This is a genomic window from Lachnoclostridium sp. An169, from assembly GCF_002160525.1.
Lineage (GTDB): Bacteria > Bacillota > Clostridia > Lachnospirales > Lachnospiraceae > Mediterraneibacter > Mediterraneibacter cottocaccae.
In genome coordinates this window covers 185,504-211,471 of sequence record NZ_NFKT01000003.1, presented here as the reverse complement: position 1 = coordinate 211,471, position 25,968 = coordinate 185,504, and the positions used below count along the sequence as shown (strand labels likewise).

Here is a 25,968-nt window from a genome sequence, read left to right as displayed (position 1 = left end):
AACAGCTCCGATCTATCGTCAGCTGAAACATTTTATATTTCTGTATTCCGTAGGAGTTACTCCTACAAGCGTTTTAAAAAGTCTGTTAAAATAATGCTGGCTCTCAAACCCGACTTCTGCCGCGATCTCATACACTTTATAGTCTGAACTGAGCAGCAGCTCCTTTGCCCGGTTGATCCGGATCCGTGCAATATAATCAACCAGATTTTCTCCCATACTCTGTTTGAATAGCTGGCTGAAATAATTTTTGCTGAAATTCACATGATCCGCGATCCGCGAGAGAGTCAGCGGTTCCCCCAAATTGTCCTCAATATACCGGAGAGCCGCTTCGATCTCGCTTCTGTGTTTTTCTTCCCTTCCCCCTTCCTTCAGTCTGCTTATATGTTTCTGCATCCATTGGAAATGATCTCTCCATGTCTCGCAGCCACAGAAAACTGTAGAAGTGTCAATATCTCCGAACACCTTGCTCATCATGGCAGAATCCTCCGCATCCCGGATCACATTTCCCACCAGTCTCAGTAAAAGCAGATTATACTGGGAATACCTCAATCTCAGAGTTCCCAGCATTTGAAAGATATCTTCGAGCTGTCTCATAGCTTCTTCTGAGCGAATCGGTTTTCGTGACCATTCGTTGATCGCGTCTTTCAGTTCTGAGGGGATCTCTTCCGAAAATGTACACTGTTCATACCAGATCAGACTGTTTGTTCCCATATAAAGCTTATATCTGAGAGCAGACAGCGCATTTTCATAATAGGCCGCTACATTGGTTATGTTTCCGCCCCCGCCGCTTAATCCGAAAGTAACTGTCATCTGCAGTTTTTCTTCAATCTCTTTTTTAATGGACGACAGAATCTTTTCAATCTTCCGTTTTGCCGCTGAATTTTCTTCTCTGGACACATCACTGAATATCAGAACATATTTATCTTCATCGATGCATGCTGCAAGCGTGTTTGTCCGGTCTCCTGTATTCTCACTGATAATGCTCATGATCTCTTCGTTGAGCTGTAAAATATCCTCTTCTGTATTATGCAGAAGAAATTTATCATGATAATCGATCACACCAACAGCAGCAAGCAGATTATCAGTCTTAATATTAAGAGCTTCCGCCCATTCTGCAGAGTCCGCTTTATCGTCCACAGATTCATCATGGGCAAAGAGGATCTTCTTCAACAGCTTGTCCTGCCGCTCTGATGGCCGGAAATGATTTTTCTTATACTCCAGAACCTTTACAGACGGATCGTTCTAAAAAACCGATTCCAACATTTTTGCCAGTGTTTCCGTATCGACTTTATATTTCAAAATATAATCGACCGCTCCATATTTCATCGCATTTTTCACATAATCAAAATCATTGTAACAGCTCAAAACAATCACTTTTGTTTCCGGAGAAATTTTTTCTTTTCTCAGCTGATAAAGTACCTCCACGCCGTCTTTCTCAGGCATATCGATGTCAATGATCGCAAGATCCGGCTGTTTCTCCGCTATCAGTGAGATCGCCTCACATCCGTTTTTCGCGATACCACACAGCTCAAATTCCGGCAATTCATTCCGGATGATCTGTTCCAAATAACGACGAACGATCACATCGTCATCAGCTATCACTATTCTTCTCATGGCTTTTTGATCGAATTCCCTCCCAGTCTTTTTCACTCAAAACAGGATGTTCAACTCTGACCAGAGTTCCTTCTCCTTCTTTACTGTAAATTGATAAATGATACTCTTCGCCAAAATATAGCTGAACTCTCTCAATGATATTCTTTACTCCGATCCGGTTAAACTTTCCTTCTGTCTTTTCAAAAATCTCATTTATCCTCTTTTCCGTCATCCCGCTCCCGTAATCCTGAACTTCTATGATAAGTTTTTTCTCTATGCAGGAAAGAGAGACATCTATGTGCACATCCGCTTCTCCTCCGTTATAGGCATGGATGATCGCATTTTCTACCAGAGGGATGATCGTCATCTTCAGCATAAGATTTCTTCCAATCCCCTCCTGCACCTGTATGTTGATGTTCATTTTCTTATTATGCCTGCACTCCTGCAGATTGATATACTGCCTTGTTATCTCGATCTCCTCGGATATTTTCACACATTCCTGACTGTTGATGCTGAACTCCAGAAGCTGAACGATCGCCTGGGACATTTTCTCTATATCCTTCTGGCCGTTAAGGGCGGCAGTACAGCGGATCAGATTGAGTGAGTTATACAGAAAATGCGGATTGATCTGAGACTGGAGCACACGCATCTCTGCAGCCTGCTTTTTCCGCTGTTCCTCTATCAGATCATCGATCAGATTTCTCGTCCTGATACGCATATTTTCATAAGACTCCGCCAGATAAGCGATCTCTTTGATATAACTGAATGTCTTCACTTCCCCGCTGTTCTCATCGATCGGGACTTTCATCCTGGAGATCACTTTCCGGATCGGCCTGGATACCAGTACTGAAGTAAGTACCGACAGGGCCGCCGCCAGGATGATGTAAACGGCAGTAATTCCCACCATCGTCTGCATCTGTATCCGGGCAGTTTCCCTCAGCTCGTCCTTCGGGATGGAATATAATAATTTCCAGTTATTGTCCAGGATAACAGTTTTGTTTATATAATCCTCCTCGCGGAATTCGTCTTTCTGATTTACTGATACGATTTCATCATTTGTATCCAGTAAGGCGATTCTTGAATGATACCCGTCCTGACTCGCAGCTATTTTTTCGTCAAGTGCTGCATTATCAATCTGGATCTCTATCACAAAAGTATTATTCCCGGATTTTACCGCCTGCAGAAAACTGACCGCATCGTGCATCGAGTAGCCATAGTAATTTCCTTCATACTCATGGGGTCCTTCCCAGAATGATCTCTGAGGATTTTCCACCGCTTCTCTGTAAAAAGAAAACTTCTCATAATCCTCTGTCACCGCATATCCGGCACTTCCTGCGGCCACTGCATACTGTGTATTTCCCGGATATATGATCAGATTGTCAATATACGGATACAGCGCCAGATAAGGCCCCAGAATATTATTTTCGATCTCTCTCATATTCTGGAATACGCCAAGCTGATCGTCCGGCCAGTGCTCCAGCTTCTGCGCCAGCTCATTGTCAACAGCCAGACGCAGATAGATCTTCTCCACCTGTTCTACAATATCGTTGAATTCCAGAGACGCCAGGCTCATAAACTGATCTCTTGCCATAAAAGCAGCGTCCCTGGCCTCAGTCCGGTTTCGGTTGTAATTTATGATATTTGAGATCAAAAGCGGAACAATGGATACAAAAAGAAACACCACAAAAATATATGTTTTCAACCGGAACTTTGGAAATTTTATCCGTATATTTTTCATCACTGATCACCCCATTATGCTCAGTTTAGCCTTTTACAGCTCCTGATGCAAGCCCCTCCTGCAGACGCTTCTGTGTCAGGAGATAAAGAAGGATGATCGGGATCTCGATCAGAACCAGAGTAGCAAACATCAGTTCATACCGGGTACTGAACAATCCGGCGAATTTCGTGGGAAGCATGGTCAAGGTACGCATGGAAGGTTCATTAATAAAGATAAATGCATACATATATTCGTTCCAGCAGCCGATGAAAGTCCAGGTGATCACAACAGCCAGTGCCGGAACAGACATCGGGAACATGATATACCGCAGTGTCTGAAACGTACTGCATCCATCGATCTTTGCCGCTTCGATGATACTGTTCGGTATACTGTCATAATAATTCCGCATGATAACAAGATTAAATGGGAGCTGAATCGCCACATATGGACCGACCAGCGACATGAAATTATCGATCAGCCCCATTTTATTGACTACCAGAAAAGTCGGAAACATCATCGATGCCGCCGGTATCATCAACGCGGTCAGAAACATCAGATAAATCCCGTTCTTAAAAGGATAGTTTAATTTTGAGAACGAGTATGCCGCCAGCGATACAAACAGTACGACCAGGATGACTGAAACCGATGTTACAATAAGACTGTTCAGAAAGTTTCTGGTCATGTCCGTTTCTTTAAAAACCTCAACATAATTCTGCAGACCGTTTTTCTCCAGCGATTTCCGGACCATAAATACGACCGGTATGATATAGATAAACGCGATCACCAGAAGCACCGCATTCTGGAGTCCCCTCTTCCACATCTTTCGTGCTTTTTTTCCATCGATCATTCAACATCCCCCGCCTTTCCGTTATATAGTTTTAACTGAAATGCTGTTATCACCAGTGCTAATAGTATCAGTACCACAGACAATGCGCTCGATGTACCCTGCTGATAGGAGTCGAATGACTCTTTCATGATCAGTGTTGAAAAGGTAGCCGTTGCATTGCCGGGTCCTCCGCCAGTCAGCACCCAGGTAATATCAAATGTTTTCAGTGCGCCTATCGCGCTCAGTATCAACATAGTGGCATGTGTACTTTTCAGCAGTGGAAATGTCACATAAATAAAACTTCTGACTGCTCCCGCCCCGTCGATCTTTGCCGCTTCGAGCACTTCTGACGGGATAGAAACAATCCCTGCAATGTACATGATCAGACTGAATCCGGTAGACTGCCAGATACTGATCACAATGATGCTCCCGAGAGCCAGATTCGGATCCCCAAGCCAGCTCTTAGCCAGGAAATCCAGATGAAGGCTGCGGAGCAGCGTATTAACAAACCCCATATTAGGTTCCAGCATATTCAGAAATACATAGCCGATCACTACCGGCGTCAAGACAACAGGGATGAAAACAATCGATTTGACGATCGTACGAAATACCGTCTGTACTTTCAACGAAACTGCCAGGATCATCCCGATCAGCATCTGCATGGAAACACTAAACACAAAAAACAGCACAAAATTTCTCAATGCGATAGGCAGTTTCCCGCTTTCAATGATTGATCTGTAATTCTCCCATCCGACAAATTTCATATCCGGTGAAAACCCGTCCCATTCAAAAAAACTGGTCCGAAAAGTAAAAAAGATCGGATATGCTATAAAAACTGCAAATACAATAAAAGCCGGGAGCAGATACAGATAGCCTTCTAACTGATATTTTTTTCTTCTGCCTGTTTTTTTCATCTCTTTTCCCCACTTTCCTCTTTTCTTATCACCCTGCAGGCAGTCTGCCTGCTGTTTCATCTGAAAAAGACATCCCTAAAATCTCATAGCGCATACCTGCAATGAGAGTATGCGCCATGACATGGTCCATCTGCTATTCCATAGCCGCCTGTACTTTTGCAGCAGCGTCTTCCGGTGACATACCTGTTCCCAGTTCCTGAAGAACTTCTCCCAAAGCCGCCTTTGCATCTACATTATTCAGATTTCTCGGTCCGCTTACCAGAGGAAGCGTCTCCTCTACATCCTTCATACAGTTGATATAATTCGGATAGTCTGATGTACGTTCGATCGTAATATCTTTAAACGCCGGAGTAGAAGCATAACCGATCTCAGGCCCGTTCATGACCTGCTGTCCCTCTTCTCCGATAAACCACTTGATGTAATTCCACGCAGCCTCCTTCTTCTCATCCGGAAGATCTTTATTTATGGCATATAACACGCCTGTCGTGTAGACCGGCCCCGCCACTTCGCCATCACCGTCCATATCGGGCATTGGTGCCATGACGTACTCGTCCTTATTTGCAGCTTCTGCCATATCTTCATTCGTAAATGTCGCGATCGTCCAGTCGCCCTCTGCCAGCATTCCGCCTTTTCCATTCAGCCAGAATAACTCAGAAGCTCCCGGATACTGGGGAACACCAAGACAGCCATCCTGGAAGATACCGTCCTCGAACATCTGCTGCCACATCTCAAATGCTTTTACAATGTCCGGATCCGTCCACTCAATCTCTCCTGCATCTGCCTGTACAATCTTGCCAGGTGCGATATCATTGGCTATCACAAGGAACATATCCGTCAGGATCCAGTCGTCTTTCCCGCCGATCACCAACGGCAGATCCCCGTCCGCACGGAGTTTGTCACAGTAATCTTTCAGTTCCTCATATGTCTGAGGCACCTCGATCCCGTACTTCTCAAGTTTCGTTTTGTTGTACATGAGCAGTCCGGCCTGTCCCATGGAATCCGGAAGCCCATATACATGTCCGTCTTCACTCTCTACTGTACTTATGGCCGCTTCTTCAAATTTTTCCTTCCAGTTGTCGCCCCACTCAGCCTTTGCATATTCATCCAGAGGCTCGCAGTACGACTCCACAGCATTGAGCATCGATCCCGCTTCCAGCATCATAATGTCCCAGGAAGTCCCGGCGCTCAGGTTGACTTTAAGCTTGTTCAGATAATCGGCCTGTTCCATACGTTCATACTCGAGTGTGATTCCCGGATACTTTTTGTTAAATTCCCTTTGAAGAACAGGTACAAAATAATCATTGTATCCCCATCCGCCGATCGATAATGTGATCTCTTCTCCGGATGCTCCGCTGCCTTCCCCGGATCCTTCACTGCCAGAACCTTCACTTCCGGCATCTTCCGTGCCACAGCCCGCCAGCAAAGATAAACTCAGCGCCGCACATAACAAAATACTCATCTTTCTTTTCATCTCTTCTTCCTCCTTTGCTTTGTCGATTTGTTATGTTTATTATAATATGCTGTCGTCTTATTCTATTAACACTGTATTCCTGACACTTTGCACAATATTCCGTTTTTATTTCCAAAATCTCTGTGCATATTTTATCATGGCATAGACGTTGATTCCACTCTCCCACGGCCGGCAGTATGTTCCGCCCGGAACACCGTTTACATAAAATTCTGACCATCCTCCCATCTCGTCTTCAGAATCCAGCAGTTTATCATAGATCGTTTCCGCCAGTGACGGCGCTGTTTCCAGGATATTTACGAGTAATAACCCAAGATCATATCCGGTAAACTTTTTCTGTGCAGGGGATTCTGCTGACAGTAGTATCATTTCTTCCAGCTCAGATACCGAAAACAGATCTGTTCCTATGAACAGCGGCATCAGTTGAACGGACTGGACTTCTACTGCTCTCCGCTTTTTCCGGATCCCGGCTCCTTTTCCGTAACATTCACAGCAGACATACTGGCCGTCCGGCTCCTGCTCTATCCATCCGTAAGTCAGACATCTGCTGCATACCCCTTTGCCAAACCGTTTCTTCGGATATGGCTCCTGAAATATCCTGTTGGCCATCAGCCGACCGTCCACTACAAAATTTTTCTTATAGAAATGCCTGACCTCCAGAAAAACAGCCCTGTTCTTTTCATATTTTTCAGAATTCCAGTATCCGTGCTGCAGCATGAAAGGAAGCAGCCGTTCTCCGGAAGCAATGAAAAGAAGAGTTGCCTCTGCCGATCCGTCCCACAAGGCATCCCTTGACAGGATATGTCCTGCAATATACGTTTCATCCCCATTAAAAGGAAGCATCTTCTCATGAATCTGGCTTACCTGGGCATTCCACGCCCACTCGAGCATGGGGATCAGCCCTCTCATGAATTCCATATCATGACTGGCTTTATAATAATCAAATGCCTGAATGATCAGATACCCTGTGATCTCTACATTATCATTTTCATGGACATGGAAATAATGGCTGGTACCGATCGTCTGTGCATTATGAATACAGCCGTACCTGCTGAAAATCTGCTGATAGAAATTGAGAATTGCTCTGACCTCACGGATGTATCCCATTTTCAGAAGACCTCTGGCCACGCCGAGCTGATCACGCACATAGGCCATATGGAAATTATGTCCGGCGATCACTGCCCCCTCCTCCGACTGTTGTGACAGGATCAGAACTGCCGTATTCTCTACAGCCTGTACCAGGCGCTTTCCGGAAGGAAGGGAACTGGAAAGTATTTTTTCTCTGATATCCTCATTCAGCCGGATCCTCCAGGACTTTTCCACATTTTCCAGCAGTTTTTCCGGTCTTTCCCTCAGGATCTTCTCCGTGTTCACGATACATTCCGGATAATCACTTCCTCCGACGGAATACCAGACTGTCTTTCCGGGGCTGAGGACGAGCAGGCCCTCTTCTTTCAGATGAGCGGGACCACAGACCAGGAACTGATGAGCAAGGTCATGGATACACGGATAATGTGCCTGGTCATAAACCGATATTCCTGCATCTGCATACGCCAAAAAACCCAATCCGATATCTGCTCTGTCAAATCGTTCACTGTTCATCACAGTTTTCCACCCCGGTTCCACTGTGATCCGAAACCGGATCTCACATTTCAATTCACAGATCCGGATAAAACATGGCATATCTTCTGTCACAAAATCATAAATGATCCCCAGCATCTTGTCTGTCCAGTCTGTCAGGCCGTGCATCCATATTCCGGTCTCCGCTTTCCGTTTTGTCACGATACGGATTTCTTCCGGTCCCTCCCACTCTGTATGCATGTAAGATGGAGTGCTCAGCAGCGGGCCGAATATCTGATGGATATTGATCCCATCCATATAGACACACAACTTCCCGTTTCCCAGACAGAAGATCCTGTGGCTGTTATCTACAGAACTTTTCCTGTTTTCTTTCTCTGCGTTTTTATACATTTTTCAGACCGCCTTTTTTCTTTCATCCTACCGGTCTGAACACGTTTTTTCCATACACAGTATTACGCTCTTTTTGCCTTAATTCCCGAAAAACGAAAAGGTGTACCATGCGCCGGACTCTGTCCCTTCGCACAATACACCTTTCAGCTTCTCCCCGTCTCAATTTTCACAAAATTTTTCATTGATTTTTTCTCTATTGATACATATAATATAAGCGTAAAAACGTTTTACAGTGTACGGCATAAAAACACTGTTTATGCAAACACGTTTCGCAATGTACGGCAAAGAAACATTGTTTATCAGCCTCCGACGAGAGCCGGGGGCTTTCTTCTACAAATTTCCTCATACCCTTTCTGTGGAAGCAGAAACACACATCCATTTTCGCCCTAAATCGGCAGAAACCTTTGATTTACTGAGCTTTTCTCGTCATCAGGGCAATCACCTCGACTGTATTTTCGTTGAGCAACCGAATTGTATCGCCTTCACAGCCGTTATAATACACCGGGAACTTAAAGCCGATCTGCTTTATGATGCGCCCGCTGCCGTCCCTTTCGGGATACAATTCGATTGTCTTGATGAACGTTCTCATGAATTCCTTCTTTTCAAGATCCGTCATCTTTCCATATATCTTATCAAATTCCAAGAGGAATTGATAGACCTGTTTTCCGGTGATCTGCTCCCCGCAGGAAGCGGAAATCTTCGTCTCCACATCCGAAAGCATCTCCTCCAGTTCCGAAATCCGGTCATACAGGTTATCCAGGCGTTCCTGCATATCCTGATACTTCCGCTCGTAATGCCGGTCGTTCACGTCCAGCTTATCCAGCATAAGCACCAGCTTCTTTTTGGCGCCCGTCACCTGCAGGAGCCTTCCCTTCATCTGCTCCCGTTCCTCTTCCAGGGCGGAGACATCCACTTTCTCATGCAGCTTGTCCTGGATAAAATCCCGGAACTTTTCCATCGCCACCATATCACGGATGATCTGAACCACTTCCACATTCAGTTCGTCCTGATTCAGGGAAGGTTTAAAGTCGCAGAAATGTTCTTCGTCAATCTTCTTCCTGTGCTGGCACCTGTAATAGAAATCGTCCTTGTACTCACCGGTCTTTTTATTTTTCCTCCGTCTCACCGTCCCGGCCATCCCGGAACCGCAGACCGGACATTTCAGGATTCCGGATAAAATATGCTCATGGTCCAGGCTGTGGGTTTTATCCCATTTCACGCCCGTGACCTTACGCTTGGCCCTGGCCGCCTCCCAGGTCTCCTGGTCAATGACCGCCTCATGGAGCCCTTCTGCCAGAAGATACTCCTCCTTCTTTACCCGCCGGTACTGGTCCCTTGTCCCTTTCACCTTTTCCGTTGCGTTCTTCCCGTACGCGATCTTGCCTGCGTAGACCGGATTATCCAGGATTTTCAGGACCGTGCTCCTGGTAAAATGGCCCACCTCCTGCTCCCGCAGCTTCTTTTTGGAATACCCGTGCTGATTCAGATACTTGCTGATGGAATCCGCCCCCATGTCCGTATGGACAAATTTTTCAAAAATCAGCCGGACAATCTCCGCTTCTTCCGGGTTCACAATCAGCGTGCTGTTTTTGGAATCCAGGAGATACCCGAAAGGCGCCTGCCCGCCGTTCCATTTCCCTTCCCTGGCTTTCTGCCTGCGCCCTTCCATCGTCTGGACCAGGATATTTTCCCGCTCGATCTCAGCCACGGCAGACAGCACGGTGATGGTCAGTTTCCCGGAATCTTTGGAAGAATCAATCCCGTCTTCCACACAGATCAGGTTCACGCCGTAATCTTGGATATACTGCAGGGAATTCAGCACATCCGCCGCGTTCCTGCCAAACCTGGACAGCTTGAACACCAGGATATAACTCACCCCGTCCCGGTCATCCGCCACATCCTGGAGCATCCGTTGGAATTCCGGCCTTCCGGTAATGCTCTTGCCGGACTTACCTGCGTCACAGTATTCCCTGACAATCTCCATGCCCTGAAACTCCGCGAATTTCACCAACCGGTCCTTCTGGGCATCCAGGCTGTAGCCGTCCACCTGCATGGCAGTAGAGACCCTGATATAAAGATAGCATTTTTCTTTGTTCTTCACGCTTCCGCCTCCTCATATTCTGCCGTCTCCGGCACCATCCGGAAATGCTTCAGGGCGTCCAGGATCGCAAATTCCTTTTCCTTCGGGCATTTCGGGACGCGCGCCTTCGGATCCTCCGGCTTATTATAGTTCTCCCCCATCTCTATGCCGTATTTCCGCTTGATCTGGGCGATATACAGGGAGGATACTTTCAGCCCGGCCGTTTCCAGGACATACGCCTTGATCTCCGCATAAGTCGCTTTCGCTTCCGGCACGGTCACCGGCAGTTTCCGGCAGTCCAGTTCAAAAGACACCATTTCATCCGGGAGCTCCGGATCCCCGGATGCCGCTTCCCCGTCATAGAAAACCGGGAACCGGAAGGCGATGGATTTCAGGATCCTTCCATCATCCTGCTCTTCCGGGAACACCTCGATCCTCTCAATGAACTGCCGGCACAGTTCCCGCCGCTCCGCGCAGGTCATTTTCCTGTAAAGCCGGTCAAAATGGTCCAGGATGCGGCTGATCTGTCCGGAAGAATGGATCCCTTCCCGGACTGCGGCCAGCTTTTTCCTCACCTTCCCGATTTCTGTCTCCAGCTGCTCGATCCGGTCATAGGCGGCGTCAATCTTCTCCTGGATAGCATCATAAGCCTTGTCATATCCATCCAACAGGGCATCCAGATGGTCAAGTTCCCCGCCCAGTTTGTATTTCAAGTGTTCCTGTCCATGCAGCTTCCTGCGCAGGTCTTTCAGCTTCCCCTCTAAAGCCGCTTCCGATGTGGAATCTCCCACAGCTCCCGCAAACGCCTTCTGGAATTCTTCCGTCCGTGTCAGCTGTACAAGGATCTCCATCACGGCGCCATCCAGCTTCTTCTGATTATAGGTGTGATGGAAACCGCATCGCCGCCCCTCGGATTTCCGATAATACCGGCAGGCGTAATAGTGGATCGGCTTGTAATGCCCGCCTCTGTTCCGGTTGATAGTTTTGCTTTTTTTCACTACCAGCCCTGCCCCGCACACAGGGCATTTCACCAGGCCGGACAGCATGCTGATCCGTTCCGGTTCATCCTTTTCATAACGGACGGCACCCTGCTTCCTCTTAGTCTGTACCCTTTCCCACATTTCTTCCGGGATGATCGCTTCCTGCTTTCCCCGGACTGTGATTTCTTCCCTTTGGTCCTTTTCTGCTCTCCCCCTGTTCATCCTGCGGAAATATACGATCTTCCCGCAGTAAAAAGGATTGTCCAACACACCGGCCGCAAAATCCCGGTTAAAGGAACAGGAGCTTCCTTTGGAAATCCGCCGGTACCCATGGTCATTCAGCCACCGCACCACTGTGGCCAGCTGCATTTCCGGTTCCAGATACTTGGCGTAGATCAGCCGGACAATCTCCGCTTCCCCCGGCTCCACTACCAGGCTGCCGCCCTCATTCCGGTATCCGAAAGGCGCGGGGCCGCCCGCCCAGCCTCCCTCCATCACCTTCTGCATCCGCCCTGCCATAAACTGCACCCGGATGTTCTCCCGCTCAATCTCCGCCACAGCGGACAGGATGGCAAGGGTCAGCCGCCCGCCCTGGGTGGAACTGTCAATGCTGTCTTCCACACATACCAGATCCACGCCGTAATCCAGAAGCGTCTGGATGGACTTCAGAACATCCGCAGCGTTTCGCCCGAACCGGGACAGCTTAAATACCAGCACATAAGAGATCTGATCCTTTTCACTGGCAATGTCCTCCATCATCTCCATAAAGGCAGGCCTTCCGGCAATGCTCTTCCCGGACCTTCCGGCGTCACAGTATTCGCCCGCGATTTCAAGGTTCTTATATTCCGCATACTGGCGCAGGCGTTCCTGCTGAGCCTCCAGGCTGTATCCTTCCGTCTGGGCGGCCGTGGAAACACGGGTGTAAATGTAGCATTTCTTTTTCACGTCCTCACCTCTTTCGGTTGCTCACTGTCACACGGTTCGCCGTGCATGATTAATATATCGGAGTCCGGCATCCCCGCCAACTCGCAGGACGCACAAGGTTTCTCCCTGAAAACTATGCAGAACGCACAGAAAAAGCCGACAGCCCAAATGACTGCCGGTAAGGACATGATTTCAGGATGTTTGTTCGGCAGATCCCTGCGTCTTTTCTTCGTCCAGTTCCTTCAGTATTTCAGCGCCGTACTTCTGGATCATCCGCGCCATAAACTCAGCACAGCACTCCATGTTCAGGGCAGCCTGTTTTTCTGTGTACATGCCTGTGTTGACCAGTTCCCTTCTTTCCATGAGTTTCCCGCCTCTCCTGCCGCAGGGATAAGCCCTGCTTTGTTTTCTCATGTCACAGGCAAAGAAAAAACAGTTATATTTACCCTCCCGCCAAAAATCACAAAAAGAAACCCGTCGGCACATTTTTCCAACGGGTTCTAAAGATTTTATTTATTATCGAACAGACTGATCTGCCAATATTCACTTTTTTCCGGAAATTCTTTCAGATAATCAAAAATTTGATCTGTCTGATACATGATTCCTGCCTTACGGCAGGTTTCTCTGAAGATATGCAGAAGGTGTTTGCTATTCGGGCTGTTTATTACATAGTCATATCCATATTTATTCCAATATTTTTCTGACAATCCTGGAAATACTTGATCCAGGGCATGATAGAAATATTCCCGGTTTCCCTCCCGCAGAGTAACACCCATTCCAAAATTTACAATACCTTTCACACCCGCAATCACGCAATATTCCAGAATTCCTTTTAAATTTTCCTCTGTATCATTAATAAAAGGGAGAATCGGAGTCAGCCATACGATAGTCGGGATCCTTTCTTCCTGCATTTTTTGTAAGACCTGTATTCTTCTGCTTGTTGTGCAGACATTCGGTTCCAAAATCCTGCACAATTTATCATCGTAAGTTGTCAGAGTCATCTGCACTACCGCTTTCGTCCTTTCGTTGATCTGGCACAGGAGATCCAAATCCCGCAAAATCCGATCCGACTTTGTCAATACAGCGGCTCCGTACCCATACTGCCGGATCAGTTCCAGACATTTTCTGGTCAGTCTCAGCTGTTCTTCACAGGGCAGATATGGATCACACATAGCACCTGTTCCGATCATGCATTTTCTTCTCTTTGACCGGAGTTTCTGTTCCAAAAGAGCCGGGGCATTCCGTTTTACTTCGATATCCTCAAAGGGGTGGGTAAAGCCATAACATCTGCTTCGGCTGTCACAATAAATGCATCCATGGGTACAGCCCCTGTAAATATTCATCCCATTGTCTGCGGATAGAATTCCCTTAGCATCAACAAAATGCATTTTTCATCTCTCCTGTTTTCTTTAATCTATATTGCATCCAGAAAATTCAGTAAATTATTTCCAATGCTTCAGTTTGGAAAGGAACGTGTCAAATTGCAAATATCTTTCCTTATCTGGCAAATTATTAGGATTCGGCATATGTTCCACAAGATAGTTCAGCAATTCGTCTTTTGACGGATATACAAATTTCCCATTTATATAACACCACTTACAATAGTCTTCATTAAAAGTTCCATCCGTCTCTCTGCTGATGCAATCATCCTCGTTTAAAGGCATTCCGCAACATTGACAAATCAGCTGTCTCGGGGAACCAAGGAGTGTATTAATTGATATACCAAATTCTTTTGACAGCAGCTTTAATGTGTCAGTATTCGGCTGTGTTTCTCCGTTTTCCCACCGGCTTACCGCCTGCCTTGTAACCATGACCCGTTCCGCCAGCTGATCCTGCGTAAGATTATGTTTTTCCCGCAGGGTTTTAAGTATTTTCCATATTTCCAAACTAAATTCCTCCATTCAAAATAATTGACAGTCTTATTATGCTCTTAAACAGCAAAAGATGCCAGCAACCTGCTGTTGCTGCAATTCAAGATATCAACCGAATGCGTCCCCTAATTAATTTTTTTATCGGATGGCGGATCACTGTCCTCCACTTTTCCTGCGGGACACGTCTGGCATCTGAAAGATAGATTTCATGATGCATCCGGCCGCTGGAAAAATCATTTGCATATCTATTTTCTCTGAGAAAAGCATCCATCAGAGCAATGGTCCGGGGTTCCTCGTCAAAAGCACCCATATGCATACACTGGACGCACAGACCTTCTTCGATGGTCAGGAACTCCACTTTTGAAAAATCCTGTTTCTTTTTTGACTCAGCTTCCCGGACCGCCCAGTCAAAATCTGCCTTCTTCACAAAATCCGGAAGACGGATCACGGAAATCCACTGGAATTCTTCCTTTCTTTCATAGTCGATCCCCTCTATGCCCTCCTGCCGCCAGAAGCCTTCCAGTGGAGGCACCACATAGTCAAAATATCCCCGGATTTCATGACTGCCTTTCTTACTCATCTTAATGGTAAACGCAATTCCATACAAAAGCCCGATCGATTCCTTATAGGCCCCGCCGTCTTCATTGGGATTTCCTTTCCCCCGAACCGCAATATAATTCATCTTTGAGACCTCCACAAGCTGCGGCTTTTTACCTGGAAGATAAAATTCCTTGTATTCTTTTTTATAATCAAATGCCATCTGTCGTTCTCCTTCTTTTTCTGGGTTTCTTTGCCTTTGGTTCCGGAAGTTCTGGATACATTTCTCTGACCATCTCACACAGTTTCCCGCTGTCTTCCAGAATCGTACAGGGCAGCAGCGCCGGCGGAGTATCCGCCCATACCTCCTCCCGGCAGTCCGGCATAAACCGTCTGGTCGCAGCCGTATCTTTTACAGCAAATCCATCACCATATATACCGCCGATCAGCTTTTCACGATAATAAAACAGCCAGCCGCCCATCATGGGAATGTATCGGATCTCTCCCAGCGGAGCCAGTTGTTCTGCCACATAAAGCGCCAGTTCCTTTTGCGCCATAAATCTCCCTCCTTTTGCCTGTTTAGCCTCTGTCCTCTCTTCGGTAAATGGCTGCAATGCTTTCCGCCGTTTTCAGAAGTTTTCCCCTTACTTCAGCCGGCTCCAGCACCCTGGCCTTTTCCCCGAAAGTCAGCAGCCATCCCACCAGGGAACTTTCATCGGTATAATCCATCTCAAACAGCAGCCGTCCGTCTTTCTGTTCTTTGAAACAATGAGGGCCAAACTCTTCCACCAGCCGCCATTTTACATCCGGTTCAAAGAGGACCTTTACCCGGATATTCGCCGGAAAAATCCTTTCATTGGAAAGATCCGGCATGGGTACCTGTCTTGGGGCAAATTTTTCTTCTGTCTTTTTCAGCTCCTCCATCCGGTTCAGTTTGAACATACGGAAATCCTTTCTTTTCCGGCACCATCCCCAGACATACCAGCTGGACCATTTAAAGATTAGATAATAAGGTTCTGCCATTCGGACACTTTCACCGCCGGGAGCAAAATAGTGAAATGCAATCTGTCTGCGTTCTTCGATGGCGTCCTGGATCAAAGAAATTTTTGGTGCCAGAGATTCTTTATACCAGGATGATAGATCAATCAGCACAGAATCCCTGCCGCTGACAAAATCCGACGCTCCGGCCTGCAGTTTTTCCATCAGCTGCGCGTAATAGCTGCTCCCGCTGACACTGTCCAGGCTCCGCAGCCCCGCCAGAATCATCTGCATATCCCTGGAAGTCAAAAGGGTTCTGTCCATCCGATATCCTTCCATGATGCGGATGCCTCCCCCAGCCCCCTGCAGCGTGCTGACAGGAATCCCAGCTTTGCACAATGTATCGATATCCCGGTTTATCGTTCTTCTGGAAACCTCAAACTTCTCCGCCAGTTCCGGCGCTGTACACTTTTCCTTCTGCAAAAGAATGGATAAAATACCGATCAGCCTGTCTGTCTTCATTTGCTCCACCTGCCTATATCATAACAATCCAAACACGACAACTGTATGTCATGTACATTTTAACATTCGTTCAAAAATAAAAAAAGACCTGCGCGCATGTCAATCCTTAAGACAGTCGTTTCCTGCGAAGGCTACTGTATTTTTTCTTTGTTGCTATTGTAATACTACCAGATTTCCATAGTGTCTTTTAGTGTCCTACTTTCAAAACATTATCTTGAACTCTTTTTCACCAATCAGTATAATTTAAGCGAGGGGTGAGAATATTGAAGTTTAGATTATGGATTATATATAAGAGAATTTCAAGGATTGTTAAGAATATCTATCATAGTCGATTTCTATGTTGGCTTAGAAACACCTTACTTTTTAATATTGTGATAATGACTATTCTTGTATTGGGTATAGTATATGTTTTATTCCTTTTTTCTCCGTCAGAAGCGAATGTATATTTTTCAGACAAAGTAAGTGAATTAGAATTTTCCGCACAGTCAGTAAGCGGCACTCTTGAAACTGATCATATCACTTTACAAATAGAAACAGATTGTAAAATAAGATTAGATAATTTTTGCATAAACTATGAAAATGAAAGGTATGATAATATTCAGTACTTACTTCTATCCCTCAAAAAAGACGCACCGTTTAGTCTAATTGGTATCCAACGAAATGACGGTATTATTACATCGGCTTTTTTTACAGATCAAAGTTTGATAGGAATAGAAGATTCTGTAAGATGTTTTAACAAAGACATAATTTTTAACAATGGGATACTTTTAGGCGGATTGGAAAATGCTGAATATAAAGTCTGGATAACAGGAGCTGATGTCACGGCATTGGATTCAAACAACACAGAAATATTCGAAGCCACTGACTTTTGCTTTGAAATAAATGAGGATATGAATGGAACAGCATATTTGACAACAGATGTAAAAACGACCATAAAAACGCCGAATATCTTAAGAAAATACAACGAACTCCCAGATGTTAATTATTGCTCTGCAGACTTTAAAGGGGTAAATAATGCAACATATGTGGGAAATGGAGACCTCTTGTTTTCTCCATCTGTTTCCCCTGAAACTTACAGTATTTATGAACAAACCGTTGATTTTCATGGAGTAGCAACTCAATTAGACGCCTCGATAATGATAACGGAAGATTCCTTGGAAGACAATATTGTGCTAACCATGAACGGAAAAGTAGATGACGCCTATATATCCAATATGACCTTATTTCCAACTTTTTCAGGATGGTATAAAGATAATATTTACTTAGCTCCTTTAAGTTTGGTATCTATAGTATTCGGTTCCATCTCTTTGCTGAAGAAAAAAAGAAATACTTAGAATTGCTTAAAAGGCGCATTCTCCATCCCCGGAAATGCGCCCTCTTTCTTATTCCTTTCCCGCCGGTACAAAAGCGAAGCATTGATCCAACGTCTTCTTATGCAACTTGTGCATATACCACAGATCGTAATCCATTTCCACGGCAATCTTCTCCCAGGAATAAAAGCATAAGTATCACATCTCCAAAATCGTCTGATATTCCGGGTTGCTGACCCGCTTGATCACGTTTACGATCTCCTATTTCAAATCCACCAGCCCTCCGTCTGAGCAACATTAGAAACACGTGTGTTAATATAGCATTTTCCCCTTTTCACCGTATCCCTTGGAACTTCATTATGTCGTGCTTTGCTCCGTCTGCCAGCACCCTTTTTCGTTTTTTGCTCAAAAGCCGTCGGATCACAATTCTATGACTGGCGGCTCCTGCTACTCTTTTATAACCTGCTCCTCTGTCTCTATCTCCTCCAAAACAGCTTTCCCATACTTTTCAACCATACTCACAAGGAAATTTGCACAGTGCTCCATATTGGCTTTTGCCTTTGGAGCCAATTTTTCTGGCTTCTCCCCATCCTTATATTTTAAAACAATCACCTGACTAACCTCCAATTCTTCTTTTCTGAAGGTCTAAGTATAAGTTTCTTGTATATTCCGATTTTGAGCAAAAAAAATAATGGCCGGTAAAGAACTATATCAAGTTCTCCACCAGCCATTATTTTTAAATCCTTCGGGCGTAATCCAGGGAGATCCATCCGGCGCCGGATTTCAGTTTCCCCCAGCGGGAGGCTCCCTGTCCGTTTGCCTCCTCCACAATGGTAAAGACACCTTTCCCGGTATATTTCCCGGTCTTCCCGTAATCCGTCCCCGACCCTTTCCGGATATTCAGATCCGTAATGGATACCTGTACCAGATACGGAGAAAATCCGCTTCCGGATCCCGATCCTCCATAGACAGCCTTCCCGGATTCATCGTATACCGTATACCCAGGATTCTCATCCGCACACTTCTTAGCATTGGCAAGCACTTTGAACGCCCCTTTCTGGGACTTCGCATCTGTCCAGGACTTCCTGACCCGGTACCATCCGCCGTTCTCCGGCTCCGTTGTCCCGGCCCCTCCCATAGCCGCCTTCACATCCTTCCGGAACCTGTCCATGGTATAGCCCAGGCCAAGCCCCTTCCACAGATGCTCCGGATCCCCATGGTTGGAAGCGATCCCCCGGCTGTGTCCTTCCCTATGGCTGATGATTACGCCGTCCGCGGCTGGGTTCAGATTGTATTGTTTGCACAGGTAAGCAAACAATTCCACTGCCGCCTCGTAAGTACGCTTCGCCACTGCCCTTGCCGCCGCCAGATCAGAACAGGTAAAGTTTGACCCGGACGTATACCGGATGCAGGCAGGCTCGCACATCTCCACCCCGATGTGGGTATTGTTCCCGCTCCCTTTGCTGCCGGAGCCGCAGTGCCAACCCCGGTGGTTCCAGGGCAGGGTCTGGTACACCGTCCCGTCATTCCCGTCAATGAACCCATGCACACAGGCATTATCATAGGACGGGCTGTTCCAGGAATTGATAAACACAGACGCCTTGGGCTGGGGACAGCCCACCGAATGGAGCATCAGCCCCTTCACCGCGATCTTCCTCCCTGCCGTATAGCAGGGATTTTTCGTTAAAATACTCTGTACTAACTTCATCTCATTTCTCCTCCGTTTCTGTTTTTTCCGCCCGGTCATGGAGCTGCTCCAGCACCGTCTTGATCTTCTCCGGCACCGGAAGCCCCAGGTGCGCCGCGTTCTCCAGAAGGCTTACGCCCTCATTGGAGATATAGAAAAAGATCACCGCCGTCCGAAGCACCGACCCGGTGCCGATGACATGGACATCCAGGATATTGGCGATCCCCACCAGAAGGAAGATCAGCACCTTCCTGCAGATGCCCTTAAAACCCACATTGCTGGACAGCTTCCGGTCGCTGACCGCGCACATCACGCCGGTCAGGTAATCCGCCGCCGAGAAAGCTACCAAAGCCAGCAGCAGGCCGTCACATCCGCCCAGGTAATACCCCAGCCAGCCGCCCACCGCGGCAAATACCATCTGGATCATGTTCCAAAATTCTTTCATTGCTTTTGTTCCTCTCTTTCCCATAAGAAAAGACGCCCCAAAAGAGCGCCTGCCAGTCAGTTTCTCTATATAAAGTGCCGCCTGCCCTTTTCAGGACAGTTTTTTCCCTTACGGCACGGGATCGGGTTGTTCCGTCAGCGTGTAGGTGATCTTCATGGTTTTATCCACGGTCTTCACCACCGCTGAGGAAAGGTTGTTGATGGACGCCAGGTACGGCGTCAGGAGATAAGCCGTCCGGTACTCATTCCCATAGCTGCCGCCCCAGCCGATCAGGAAATTCTTGTACTGGAACAAGGGCGTTGCGGCATTGTTGAGCCTTACGTTTCCCTGAGTCTGGATCACTGTGTCCTCCGCCGTGATCTGGAAATCCCCACCGATGATCAGATCCCCGATGAGCGTCAGGTACAGCTCGCAGGATCCGGTCTCGCACAAGGGCTTCCACTTGGACGTAAAACCGAACTCGATCAGCGTCACATCCGTGGAGTTGGAAAGGCTGATCTTATAGATCCCCTTCTTGTCATAGGCAGGCACATACAGATACCCGCCCCGGATACAGCATTTCACGCTCCGCTCCGGGAAGGAATCCAACGCCCTGGTACCCACATCCATCAGTTTTGCGTTGGACAGCGTCCACTGCCCTTCCGTAAAGGAATAGTCTGTCTTGGAGATTTTGATCCAGAGCATCAGGGCGTCCCCAGAGGAATTTCCCTCATTGGAGAACCCGTACCAGTACCCGTCCTGCCCGTCCAGAAACTCCCCGTACTTCGTATAGCTTCCCAGGAACTCAAAAGTCTCCGGCGTCAGCACTTCATCCTCCAACACCGTATAGGTGGAATCATCCAGTTTCTCATTTAAGCCGATGGAAAACACCGGGATCCGAAGCTTCCGGATCCGGACACCCGCGTTCTCATAAGTGATGGAATACAAAAGGCTGTCCTCAAAATCCAGCTCCACCGCCTCAAACAGCACCATCTTGTTGGCGTCCGGGATTGCCCCGATATCCGCCGCCTTCAGCTGCAGGAAGGCGCTGGCGTCCCCGGTCAGGCTGCCGAAGCCGTTCTCCCCGCCGAAGGAACTGGTCAATGCCACCGCCGCGATGGTGCCGTTCCCCTGATTGGGCGTAAACTCCCAGACAAACTTATATCCATTGGAGATGGCCATGCTCTCCGTCAGGTTCAGGCTCCCCCTGGCCAGGTTGGCCGTGGAATTCACGTCATTGGAAGCATAGGCCACCGGCAGGTTGTCCGAGCTCTCGTACAGCAGTTCCTCATCCTCCGCCAGCGCTTCGGAAAAAAGCAGGATGCCCCCGATCATGTTGGGGCAGATAGGGAGCAGGTTCCCGTTCCAGAGCAGGGCATCGTCATACTCCCCGGTGGCGGCGTAAAAGATCCCCATGGGATTTAAACCCAGGATGTTGTTCACCGCCTCGGTGATCATATTCTCTTCCGTGACGGTCTCCACCGCCCCGGTATTTTCATCTGTCAGTTCGATCGTCATAACGCCTTTTAAAACCATATCCGTTCTCCTCCCGTATTCTTATTCTGTGCCGCCGGATCCCGGCAGCGTTACCGGCCGGCAGAACGCCCCAATCCCCGGCTTTGCCGCCAGGGTATCTGTATAGCTCCTCTGCACCAGTTCCATAGTTTCCGTAGCAATAGTATCCGAAATCCCTTTCGCTTTCAGCCCGCCGCGGATCCCGAACAAAGCAGTCGATTCCTCAATGTCGATCCTGCCGTCCCAGGCCGCCGCGGCAGCCATGGCCTGGCCGCTGATGGAAGCGATGCAGTCCCCGATCCCCACACTGCCGGAACCGCCCTCCATCCGCAGGTACACGTTGAAGGTATTTGTAATATTCGGCACGATATTTTCAATCGGATAATACAAAGACAGAATGTGCTTCCCGCTGTGCCAAGTCTCCACCGGATAATGGAGCAGGATCTCCGCGTTGTTCAATTCAAAGGTCACATAGCAGACCGCCTTCCCGTCCTCTGTCCAGTTCACCGGCAGACTTACATCCACAGAAATATCCGTGGTCTCTTCCCCGGCAGCGCCATCCTCAGTATCCCCAGCTTCCGGTTCCGTCCCGGACGGACCGTCTCCCGTTCCATCATTTCCTTCCGCCGCCCCGCTCCCGGCCGAAGGAAACGGGATCACAATCGTGCCGCTGGCATTGACCGACCTTGCAACCGAATCAGCCGCCACATCCACCACTACCTGCCCGAAGAACTGGGCGTGGTTTTCCTCTTTGGAAGCGAACTCAATGCTGATGATCCGGACATCCGTCTCTCCGATGGAATACTCAGAAACATTGGTAAAGGTATGGATGCCGATCTTTCCCGCTTCGATCTGGTTTAAGAGTCCAGAGATGTTCTTATCATTCTTAGACTTTGCTTGGGAAAGCCTGGGATTCTTCCCCACACATTTCAGGCTCTGCCTGCCGCCAATCTTGACCGTAAAAGATGTCACACAGGTGATCTGCCGGGCGTCCGCCTGCCCGCCGGAGAAGATCAGTACATCCCCCAGGTCCAGCGCCGGGTTCCCGATGGTATCCGAATCAAAGGGCACGTAATTGACCGCGGACAGGGCGGTCAGGATGTTCCCGCACAGCTCCGCCCTGGTTTCTTCCAGTCCGAACTGCAGGAGGGGATTGACTCCCAGGTTCATAGTCAGTCCGTCATCTTCTTCCAAAGCGTAATACTCGGAAGTCTGCGTCCGCAGGTTGGTGGAGCTGACCGCTGTGTACCGGGTCACAAAATCAGAGAAACTGCTGGAAAACCGGTGCTTCTGCAAGATCTCCATCACCGGAGTTTCCCCGTACTGCCGAAACTCCAGCTTCCCTTCCCGGTTGACGCAGAAGAATCCGCCCAGCACCTGCGCTGTAAAATACAGCACGTCCCGGTAGGTCTCAATGTCATTCTCCGGGTAAATGGAAAGCAGTTCCGATCCGTTGGGAAGCGCCTCAATCTCCGCCTGGCTCTGCGCCAACTCCACCCCGCAGGCGGTACTGCACAGCGCCATCATCCCGTAAGCCGTTCCGATGGTCTCAAAACCATTAAAAGCCCGGTCAAAGCGGAGCATCCGGTCATAAGCCTTCAGTTCCAGCACATGCACCGTCCGGTTTGCCTCGCTCACTTCAAAGATCCCCATGGGGACAGCTTCGTAAGTCCCGTCCGCCAGCCGCAGGTGATAGGACAGTTCCATTTCCGCGTCCTCCAAAGTGTACCGGTCAATATCCAGGAACAGGCTGATCCCCATCTCCGCCGCGTACACGGCTCCCAGTTCAATCTCCGAATTGCCGCAGCACTGGGCTGTGATATAGCCGCTGCCTTTCACGATATCCTCCTGATCAAAAGGATACTCTGCTCCGGCCGCAGTTGTTATCTTCCCCGTCCAGTAATACTTCCGGGTGTTCCCCTGCACCGCCTGCAGGAACGCCTCGCTCACCGGGTACATCGGACACCCCTCCTTCCGTTTCCAGGCATCAAAAAAGCACCAATCATTTCTGACTGATGCTCTTGGCAATATAAAATATCAGAATTATATAACTCAACAACTTTTAATCTATCGTACTCCTGTTAAAATAAAATTCATTAACCGCTCTACATCATCAAAATCATCATAATCCCCGTGTATGCCCTCTCGATGATACACAATTCCATTTTTCTCATTTCTCTCTAAACAATCCAGGAGCTTTTCTTCTCCATATTTTTTAGCAAATAATGTAAATGTGTATGGTTTAATTTTACTCAATAATCCTTTCCTGCAATTTTCTTCACACTCATAACAATGTGTCAGTTCTTTTGCAATCGAACATTTTTTATTCTCACAAGAATCATTATCTGGACACCCATTTGAACCGCACCCATTGCAATCGACATTTTCTGTACATAAACAGCACGCAAGACCACATCTGGCAATTCCTAATTTCCGTTTCATAAAACCTCCTCATCTTTTAATTTGTTTATTCATATATTTATCCTTTCAAATTCTTCAAAACAGCAGAATTATTTGAAATAATAGCCCCGACAGTCTGACAAGTTTCCAACTCAGAACAGTTTCCGCAAGTAGAAACTCCTTTTCTTAAAGCGCATTTACGGATTTCACACATATGTTCACAAAATACTGTTTTTACTCCGTCCACACGACATCCCTCACAATTAATATGTTCCGGCAAAATTGGAGCATTATTTAACTCTGCCCACTGCTTCGCTGTTTTCTCCCGCAAAGCCTGATCATCATTGACGGTGGCCATGTATGCATCGCATTTTTCGCAGTCCAATCCGCAGTATCCAATCATATCTTTCATAGATTATTTCCCTCCAATGCTTTTCTTATGTCTGCAACAAACTGTGCCTGCTGCTTTTTCAGATATGACTTCACAAAAGGTTTCATCGGCCATTTTTTTGCTTCCACACACTCCATAAAATCTATCTCTGTTTCATTTCCTTTGTCTGTAAAAATACCGATCCAATGACCTGTCATATTGCTGTTTTCCATATCAAATTCCCAGCGTCTGTATGGCTCAACAAGCGTCACGGTGAATGTCGTAGGGTAGCCATCTTTGGTATATTCGATGAATTGCTTGTCGCTGATAACTTCTGTCTTACTCAGGTCGCTTCTCCAAGCTCCATAATTTTCAACATTCAAAACCAGCTCCCACACTTTACGAAGCTCTCCAGAAATCAGCGCTTTTATATTTGAAGTTGCCATTTTCGCACCCTCCTCAAATCAGTCATATTTCTCAATATGCACGGTGGCAATCGCCGACTGATTCGGCTCCCCGGTGATAAGATCCTGCGGTGCAGGCACAAGCAGCATAAATCCATCTTTACCATATCTCTGTTCATATCCTTGTGCATAGGATTCTTCTACAGATATATGCTGTACCTGCCCGATTACCATAGCCGTAATACCCGCACCGCTTAAATCCTGCATTTCTTTCAAAGTACATTCCATAGTGAGAAACGCTTCGTTAATCGCAGGTGCGTGAATAGTTTTTGCATTTGCAACCATAAAGCCGCCTGCCGCAAATTCATCGTCATTCATTCCATTTTGGTGAATAGTTTTTACCAGCTTATCGTAGCAATTTATCGGAAGGAAATTGATGCAAAAACATTTTTCCCTTTGGATATTGGCATAGGTGTGGGTATGCTGATATAAGTTTCCCATCACAGCGAAAAAAGCAGTCTTATCTCCGTGGAAGCAGCTCCACGAATGAAAGCAAACATTCGGTTTCCCGTTCTCTTTCCAAGTCGTGACAGCAAACAGAACGTTCGGTATTCCTGCCGTTACCTCAAAATGAGAAAACAAATCAAACTCCTCCGGATATGCCGGTTTAAAATGCTGCGGAAAATCCTTTCTAATCTCGATCTTCATACTTCACTTCCCAATTCATCAGGATCATGGGTTATTATTGGTTGGTAATAAAAAATAGGATTTGTCATTTTGTTCAATTTCCCGATAAATGGGGAGCTGCTTATCCTATAAAAACATTATAAATCACAACAACATAGACAAAAACTGCGGTTAAACAGGTAAGAACAAAACCACTTTTCTCTCTGCTATTTTTATATTCTACACTTCTTAACAACAAAAGAGTAGCAAGTGATGTAAGCATAATAGGATTTGCTATATCAAATGGAAGAACTTTTATTAATCCTAATACAGCAAAAAGTATTGTTATTATAGATAACAGAATTTTTGCGATTTTCATAACCTCACCTCTGTAACCTCCATCTTTTTCTCAAATATACCACAATTCCTCCCAAAAAAGAATACACATTCAGAACTCCTTCAGCGTAAATGACACCGTCCATAGCCCTTTCCGGGAAGTATCCTTCACCAGAGACGCCTTGTAACCTTCGATATACATTTCCGCCGTCTTCACCGCCAGCGTCTCCGTATCAAAATATCCCACCGTGATTTTTTCCTGCTGCTTAAACTCCGTCAAAATCTTCAGCCATTTTGCCGACACGGAAAACGTCACGGGGATGCTCACCACGCCTGCGCGCACCACATCCCGCTGCACCGTCCCAGCCTCCGTCTCCCCGCCGGAATCCGCTTCCACGTCATCCATCTGAACCTCATAGGAATCCGGCAGGGGGAGGGCTGTGCCGTCAAAAGTCAGATACTGTATAAATGCCAT

27 protein-coding genes are annotated in these 25,968 nt (G+C 47.2%); 1 reads left to right on the top strand and 26 read right to left on the bottom strand.

The window, feature by feature from the left end; all coding sequences use genetic code 11:
- Positions 1-18: 18 nt before the first annotated feature.
- The 15 genes from B5F07_RS03890 to B5F07_RS03820 form a co-directional block, all read right to left on the bottom strand.
- Positions 19-1,170 carry a helix-turn-helix domain-containing protein gene (locus tag B5F07_RS03890; protein ID WP_087159960.1) on the bottom strand — a complete coding sequence of 384 codons (1,152 nt, stop codon included), beginning with the start codon at positions 1,168-1,170 and terminating at the stop codon, positions 19-21.
- A gap of 72 nt (positions 1,171-1,242) precedes the next feature.
- Complete coding sequence (locus B5F07_RS03885; protein ID WP_087159959.1) at positions 1,243-1,614, bottom strand: response regulator; 372 nt, start codon at positions 1,612-1,614, stop codon at positions 1,243-1,245.
- A complete protein-coding gene (locus tag B5F07_RS03880; RefSeq protein ID WP_162613046.1) occupies positions 1,592-3,184 on the bottom strand; it encodes a sensor histidine kinase in 1,593 nt (530 codons plus the stop codon). The genes B5F07_RS03885 and B5F07_RS03880 overlap by 23 nt, the downstream gene beginning before the upstream one ends.
- A gap of 172 nt (positions 3,185-3,356) precedes the next feature.
- Positions 3,357-4,157, bottom strand: a complete 801-nt coding sequence (locus tag B5F07_RS03875) for a carbohydrate ABC transporter permease (RefSeq protein WP_087159957.1) — start codon at positions 4,155-4,157, stop codon at positions 3,357-3,359.
- Positions 4,154-5,110 (bottom strand): carbohydrate ABC transporter permease, encoded by a 957-nt coding sequence (locus tag B5F07_RS03870; RefSeq protein ID WP_087159956.1) that lies wholly within the window; start codon positions 5,108-5,110, stop codon positions 4,154-4,156. Before B5F07_RS03870 ends, B5F07_RS03875 begins: the two co-directional genes overlap by 4 nt.
- A 73-nt stretch (positions 5,111-5,183) precedes the next feature.
- On the bottom strand, positions 5,184-6,521 hold the full coding sequence (locus tag B5F07_RS03865; RefSeq protein ID WP_087159955.1) for an ABC transporter substrate-binding protein: 1,338 nt from the start codon (positions 6,519-6,521) through the stop codon (positions 5,184-5,186).
- A gap of 105 nt (positions 6,522-6,626) precedes the next feature.
- Complete coding sequence (locus B5F07_RS03860) at positions 6,627-8,489, bottom strand: hypothetical protein (protein ID WP_087159954.1); 1,863 nt, start codon at positions 8,487-8,489, stop codon at positions 6,627-6,629.
- Between the two features lie 409 nt (positions 8,490-8,898).
- Positions 8,899-10,590 carry a recombinase family protein gene (locus B5F07_RS03855; RefSeq protein WP_087159953.1) on the bottom strand — a complete coding sequence of 564 codons (1,692 nt, stop codon included), beginning with the start codon at positions 10,588-10,590 and terminating at the stop codon, positions 8,899-8,901.
- Positions 10,587-12,494 (bottom strand): recombinase family protein, encoded by a 1,908-nt coding sequence (locus B5F07_RS03850; protein WP_087159952.1) that lies wholly within the window; start codon positions 12,492-12,494, stop codon positions 10,587-10,589. The genes B5F07_RS03855 and B5F07_RS03850 overlap by 4 nt, the downstream gene beginning before the upstream one ends.
- Positions 12,495-12,665: 171 nt before the next feature.
- A complete protein-coding gene (locus B5F07_RS22575) occupies positions 12,666-12,836 on the bottom strand; it encodes a hypothetical protein (RefSeq protein WP_162613042.1) in 171 nt (56 codons plus the stop codon).
- A 146-nt stretch (positions 12,837-12,982) separates the two neighbouring features.
- The gene (locus B5F07_RS03840) at positions 12,983-13,861 is read right to left on the bottom strand and encodes an SPL family radical SAM protein (RefSeq protein ID WP_087159950.1); all 879 of its coding nucleotides are present in this window, start codon (positions 13,859-13,861) and stop codon (positions 12,983-12,985) included.
- Positions 13,862-13,915: 54 nt separating this feature from the next.
- Positions 13,916-14,359, bottom strand: a complete 444-nt coding sequence (locus B5F07_RS03835) for a zinc ribbon domain-containing protein (protein ID WP_087159949.1) — start codon at positions 14,357-14,359, stop codon at positions 13,916-13,918.
- A gap of 85 nt (positions 14,360-14,444) precedes the next feature.
- A complete protein-coding gene (locus B5F07_RS03830) occupies positions 14,445-15,104 on the bottom strand; it encodes a GyrI-like domain-containing protein (protein ID WP_087159948.1) in 660 nt (219 codons plus the stop codon).
- Positions 15,094-15,438: a transcriptional regulator gene (locus B5F07_RS03825; RefSeq protein ID WP_087159947.1), complete on the bottom strand. Its 345-nt coding sequence runs from the start codon at positions 15,436-15,438 to the stop codon at positions 15,094-15,096. Before B5F07_RS03825 ends, B5F07_RS03830 begins: the two co-directional genes overlap by 11 nt.
- Before the next feature lie 22 nt (positions 15,439-15,460).
- Positions 15,461-16,381 carry a helix-turn-helix transcriptional regulator gene (locus B5F07_RS03820; protein ID WP_087159946.1) on the bottom strand — a complete coding sequence of 307 codons (921 nt, stop codon included), beginning with the start codon at positions 16,379-16,381 and terminating at the stop codon, positions 15,461-15,463.
- Between the two features lie 392 nt (positions 16,382-16,773).
- On the opposite strand from B5F07_RS03820, the gene B5F07_RS03815 reads away from it, so the two are divergent.
- Positions 16,774-17,715 (top strand): hypothetical protein, encoded by a 942-nt coding sequence (locus B5F07_RS03815; RefSeq protein WP_140397978.1) that lies wholly within the window; start codon positions 16,774-16,776, stop codon positions 17,713-17,715.
- Between the two features lie 423 nt (positions 17,716-18,138).
- On the opposite strand, the gene B5F07_RS22570 is transcribed toward B5F07_RS03815, so the two are convergent.
- The 11 genes from B5F07_RS22570 to B5F07_RS03765 all read right to left on the bottom strand — a co-directional run bounded on the left by B5F07_RS22570 (position 18,139) and on the right by B5F07_RS03765 (position 25,968).
- Positions 18,139-18,303, bottom strand: coding sequence for a hypothetical protein (locus B5F07_RS22570; RefSeq protein WP_162613041.1), 165 nt, complete (start codon positions 18,301-18,303; stop codon positions 18,139-18,141).
- Between the two features lie 124 nt (positions 18,304-18,427).
- Positions 18,428-19,399 (bottom strand): peptidoglycan recognition protein family protein, encoded by a 972-nt coding sequence (locus B5F07_RS03810; protein ID WP_087159944.1) that lies wholly within the window; start codon positions 19,397-19,399, stop codon positions 18,428-18,430.
- A gap of 1 nt (position 19,400) precedes the next feature.
- Positions 19,401-19,823 (bottom strand): phage holin family protein, encoded by a 423-nt coding sequence (locus B5F07_RS03805; protein ID WP_087160025.1) that lies wholly within the window; start codon positions 19,821-19,823, stop codon positions 19,401-19,403.
- A gap of 108 nt (positions 19,824-19,931) precedes the next feature.
- Entirely contained in the window at positions 19,932-21,338 is a 1,407-nt protein-coding gene (locus B5F07_RS03800; protein ID WP_087159943.1) for a hypothetical protein, read from the bottom strand.
- A gap of 21 nt (positions 21,339-21,359) precedes the next feature.
- Positions 21,360-23,276: a hypothetical protein gene (locus B5F07_RS03795; RefSeq protein WP_087159942.1), complete on the bottom strand. Its 1,917-nt coding sequence runs from the start codon at positions 23,274-23,276 to the stop codon at positions 21,360-21,362.
- 108 nt (positions 23,277-23,384) lie between these two features.
- The gene (locus B5F07_RS03790) at positions 23,385-23,759 is read right to left on the bottom strand and encodes a DUF3795 domain-containing protein (RefSeq protein ID WP_087159941.1); all 375 of its coding nucleotides are present in this window, start codon (positions 23,757-23,759) and stop codon (positions 23,385-23,387) included.
- Between the two features lie 37 nt (positions 23,760-23,796).
- Positions 23,797-24,129 carry a DUF3795 domain-containing protein gene (locus B5F07_RS03785; RefSeq protein ID WP_087159940.1) on the bottom strand — a complete coding sequence of 111 codons (333 nt, stop codon included), beginning with the start codon at positions 24,127-24,129 and terminating at the stop codon, positions 23,797-23,799.
- A complete protein-coding gene (locus tag B5F07_RS03780) occupies positions 24,126-24,533 on the bottom strand; it encodes an SRPBCC family protein (protein ID WP_087159939.1) in 408 nt (135 codons plus the stop codon). The genes B5F07_RS03785 and B5F07_RS03780 overlap by 4 nt, the downstream gene beginning before the upstream one ends.
- Positions 24,534-24,551: 18 nt before the next feature.
- On the bottom strand, positions 24,552-25,199 hold the full coding sequence (locus B5F07_RS03775) for a flavin reductase family protein (protein ID WP_087159938.1): 648 nt from the start codon (positions 25,197-25,199) through the stop codon (positions 24,552-24,554).
- 100 nt (positions 25,200-25,299) lie between these two features.
- Positions 25,300-25,536: a hypothetical protein gene (locus B5F07_RS03770; RefSeq protein WP_087159937.1), complete on the bottom strand. Its 237-nt coding sequence runs from the start codon at positions 25,534-25,536 to the stop codon at positions 25,300-25,302.
- Between the two features lie 69 nt (positions 25,537-25,605).
- Positions 25,606-25,968, bottom strand: coding sequence for a hypothetical protein (locus B5F07_RS03765; RefSeq protein WP_087159936.1), 363 nt, complete (start codon positions 25,966-25,968; stop codon positions 25,606-25,608).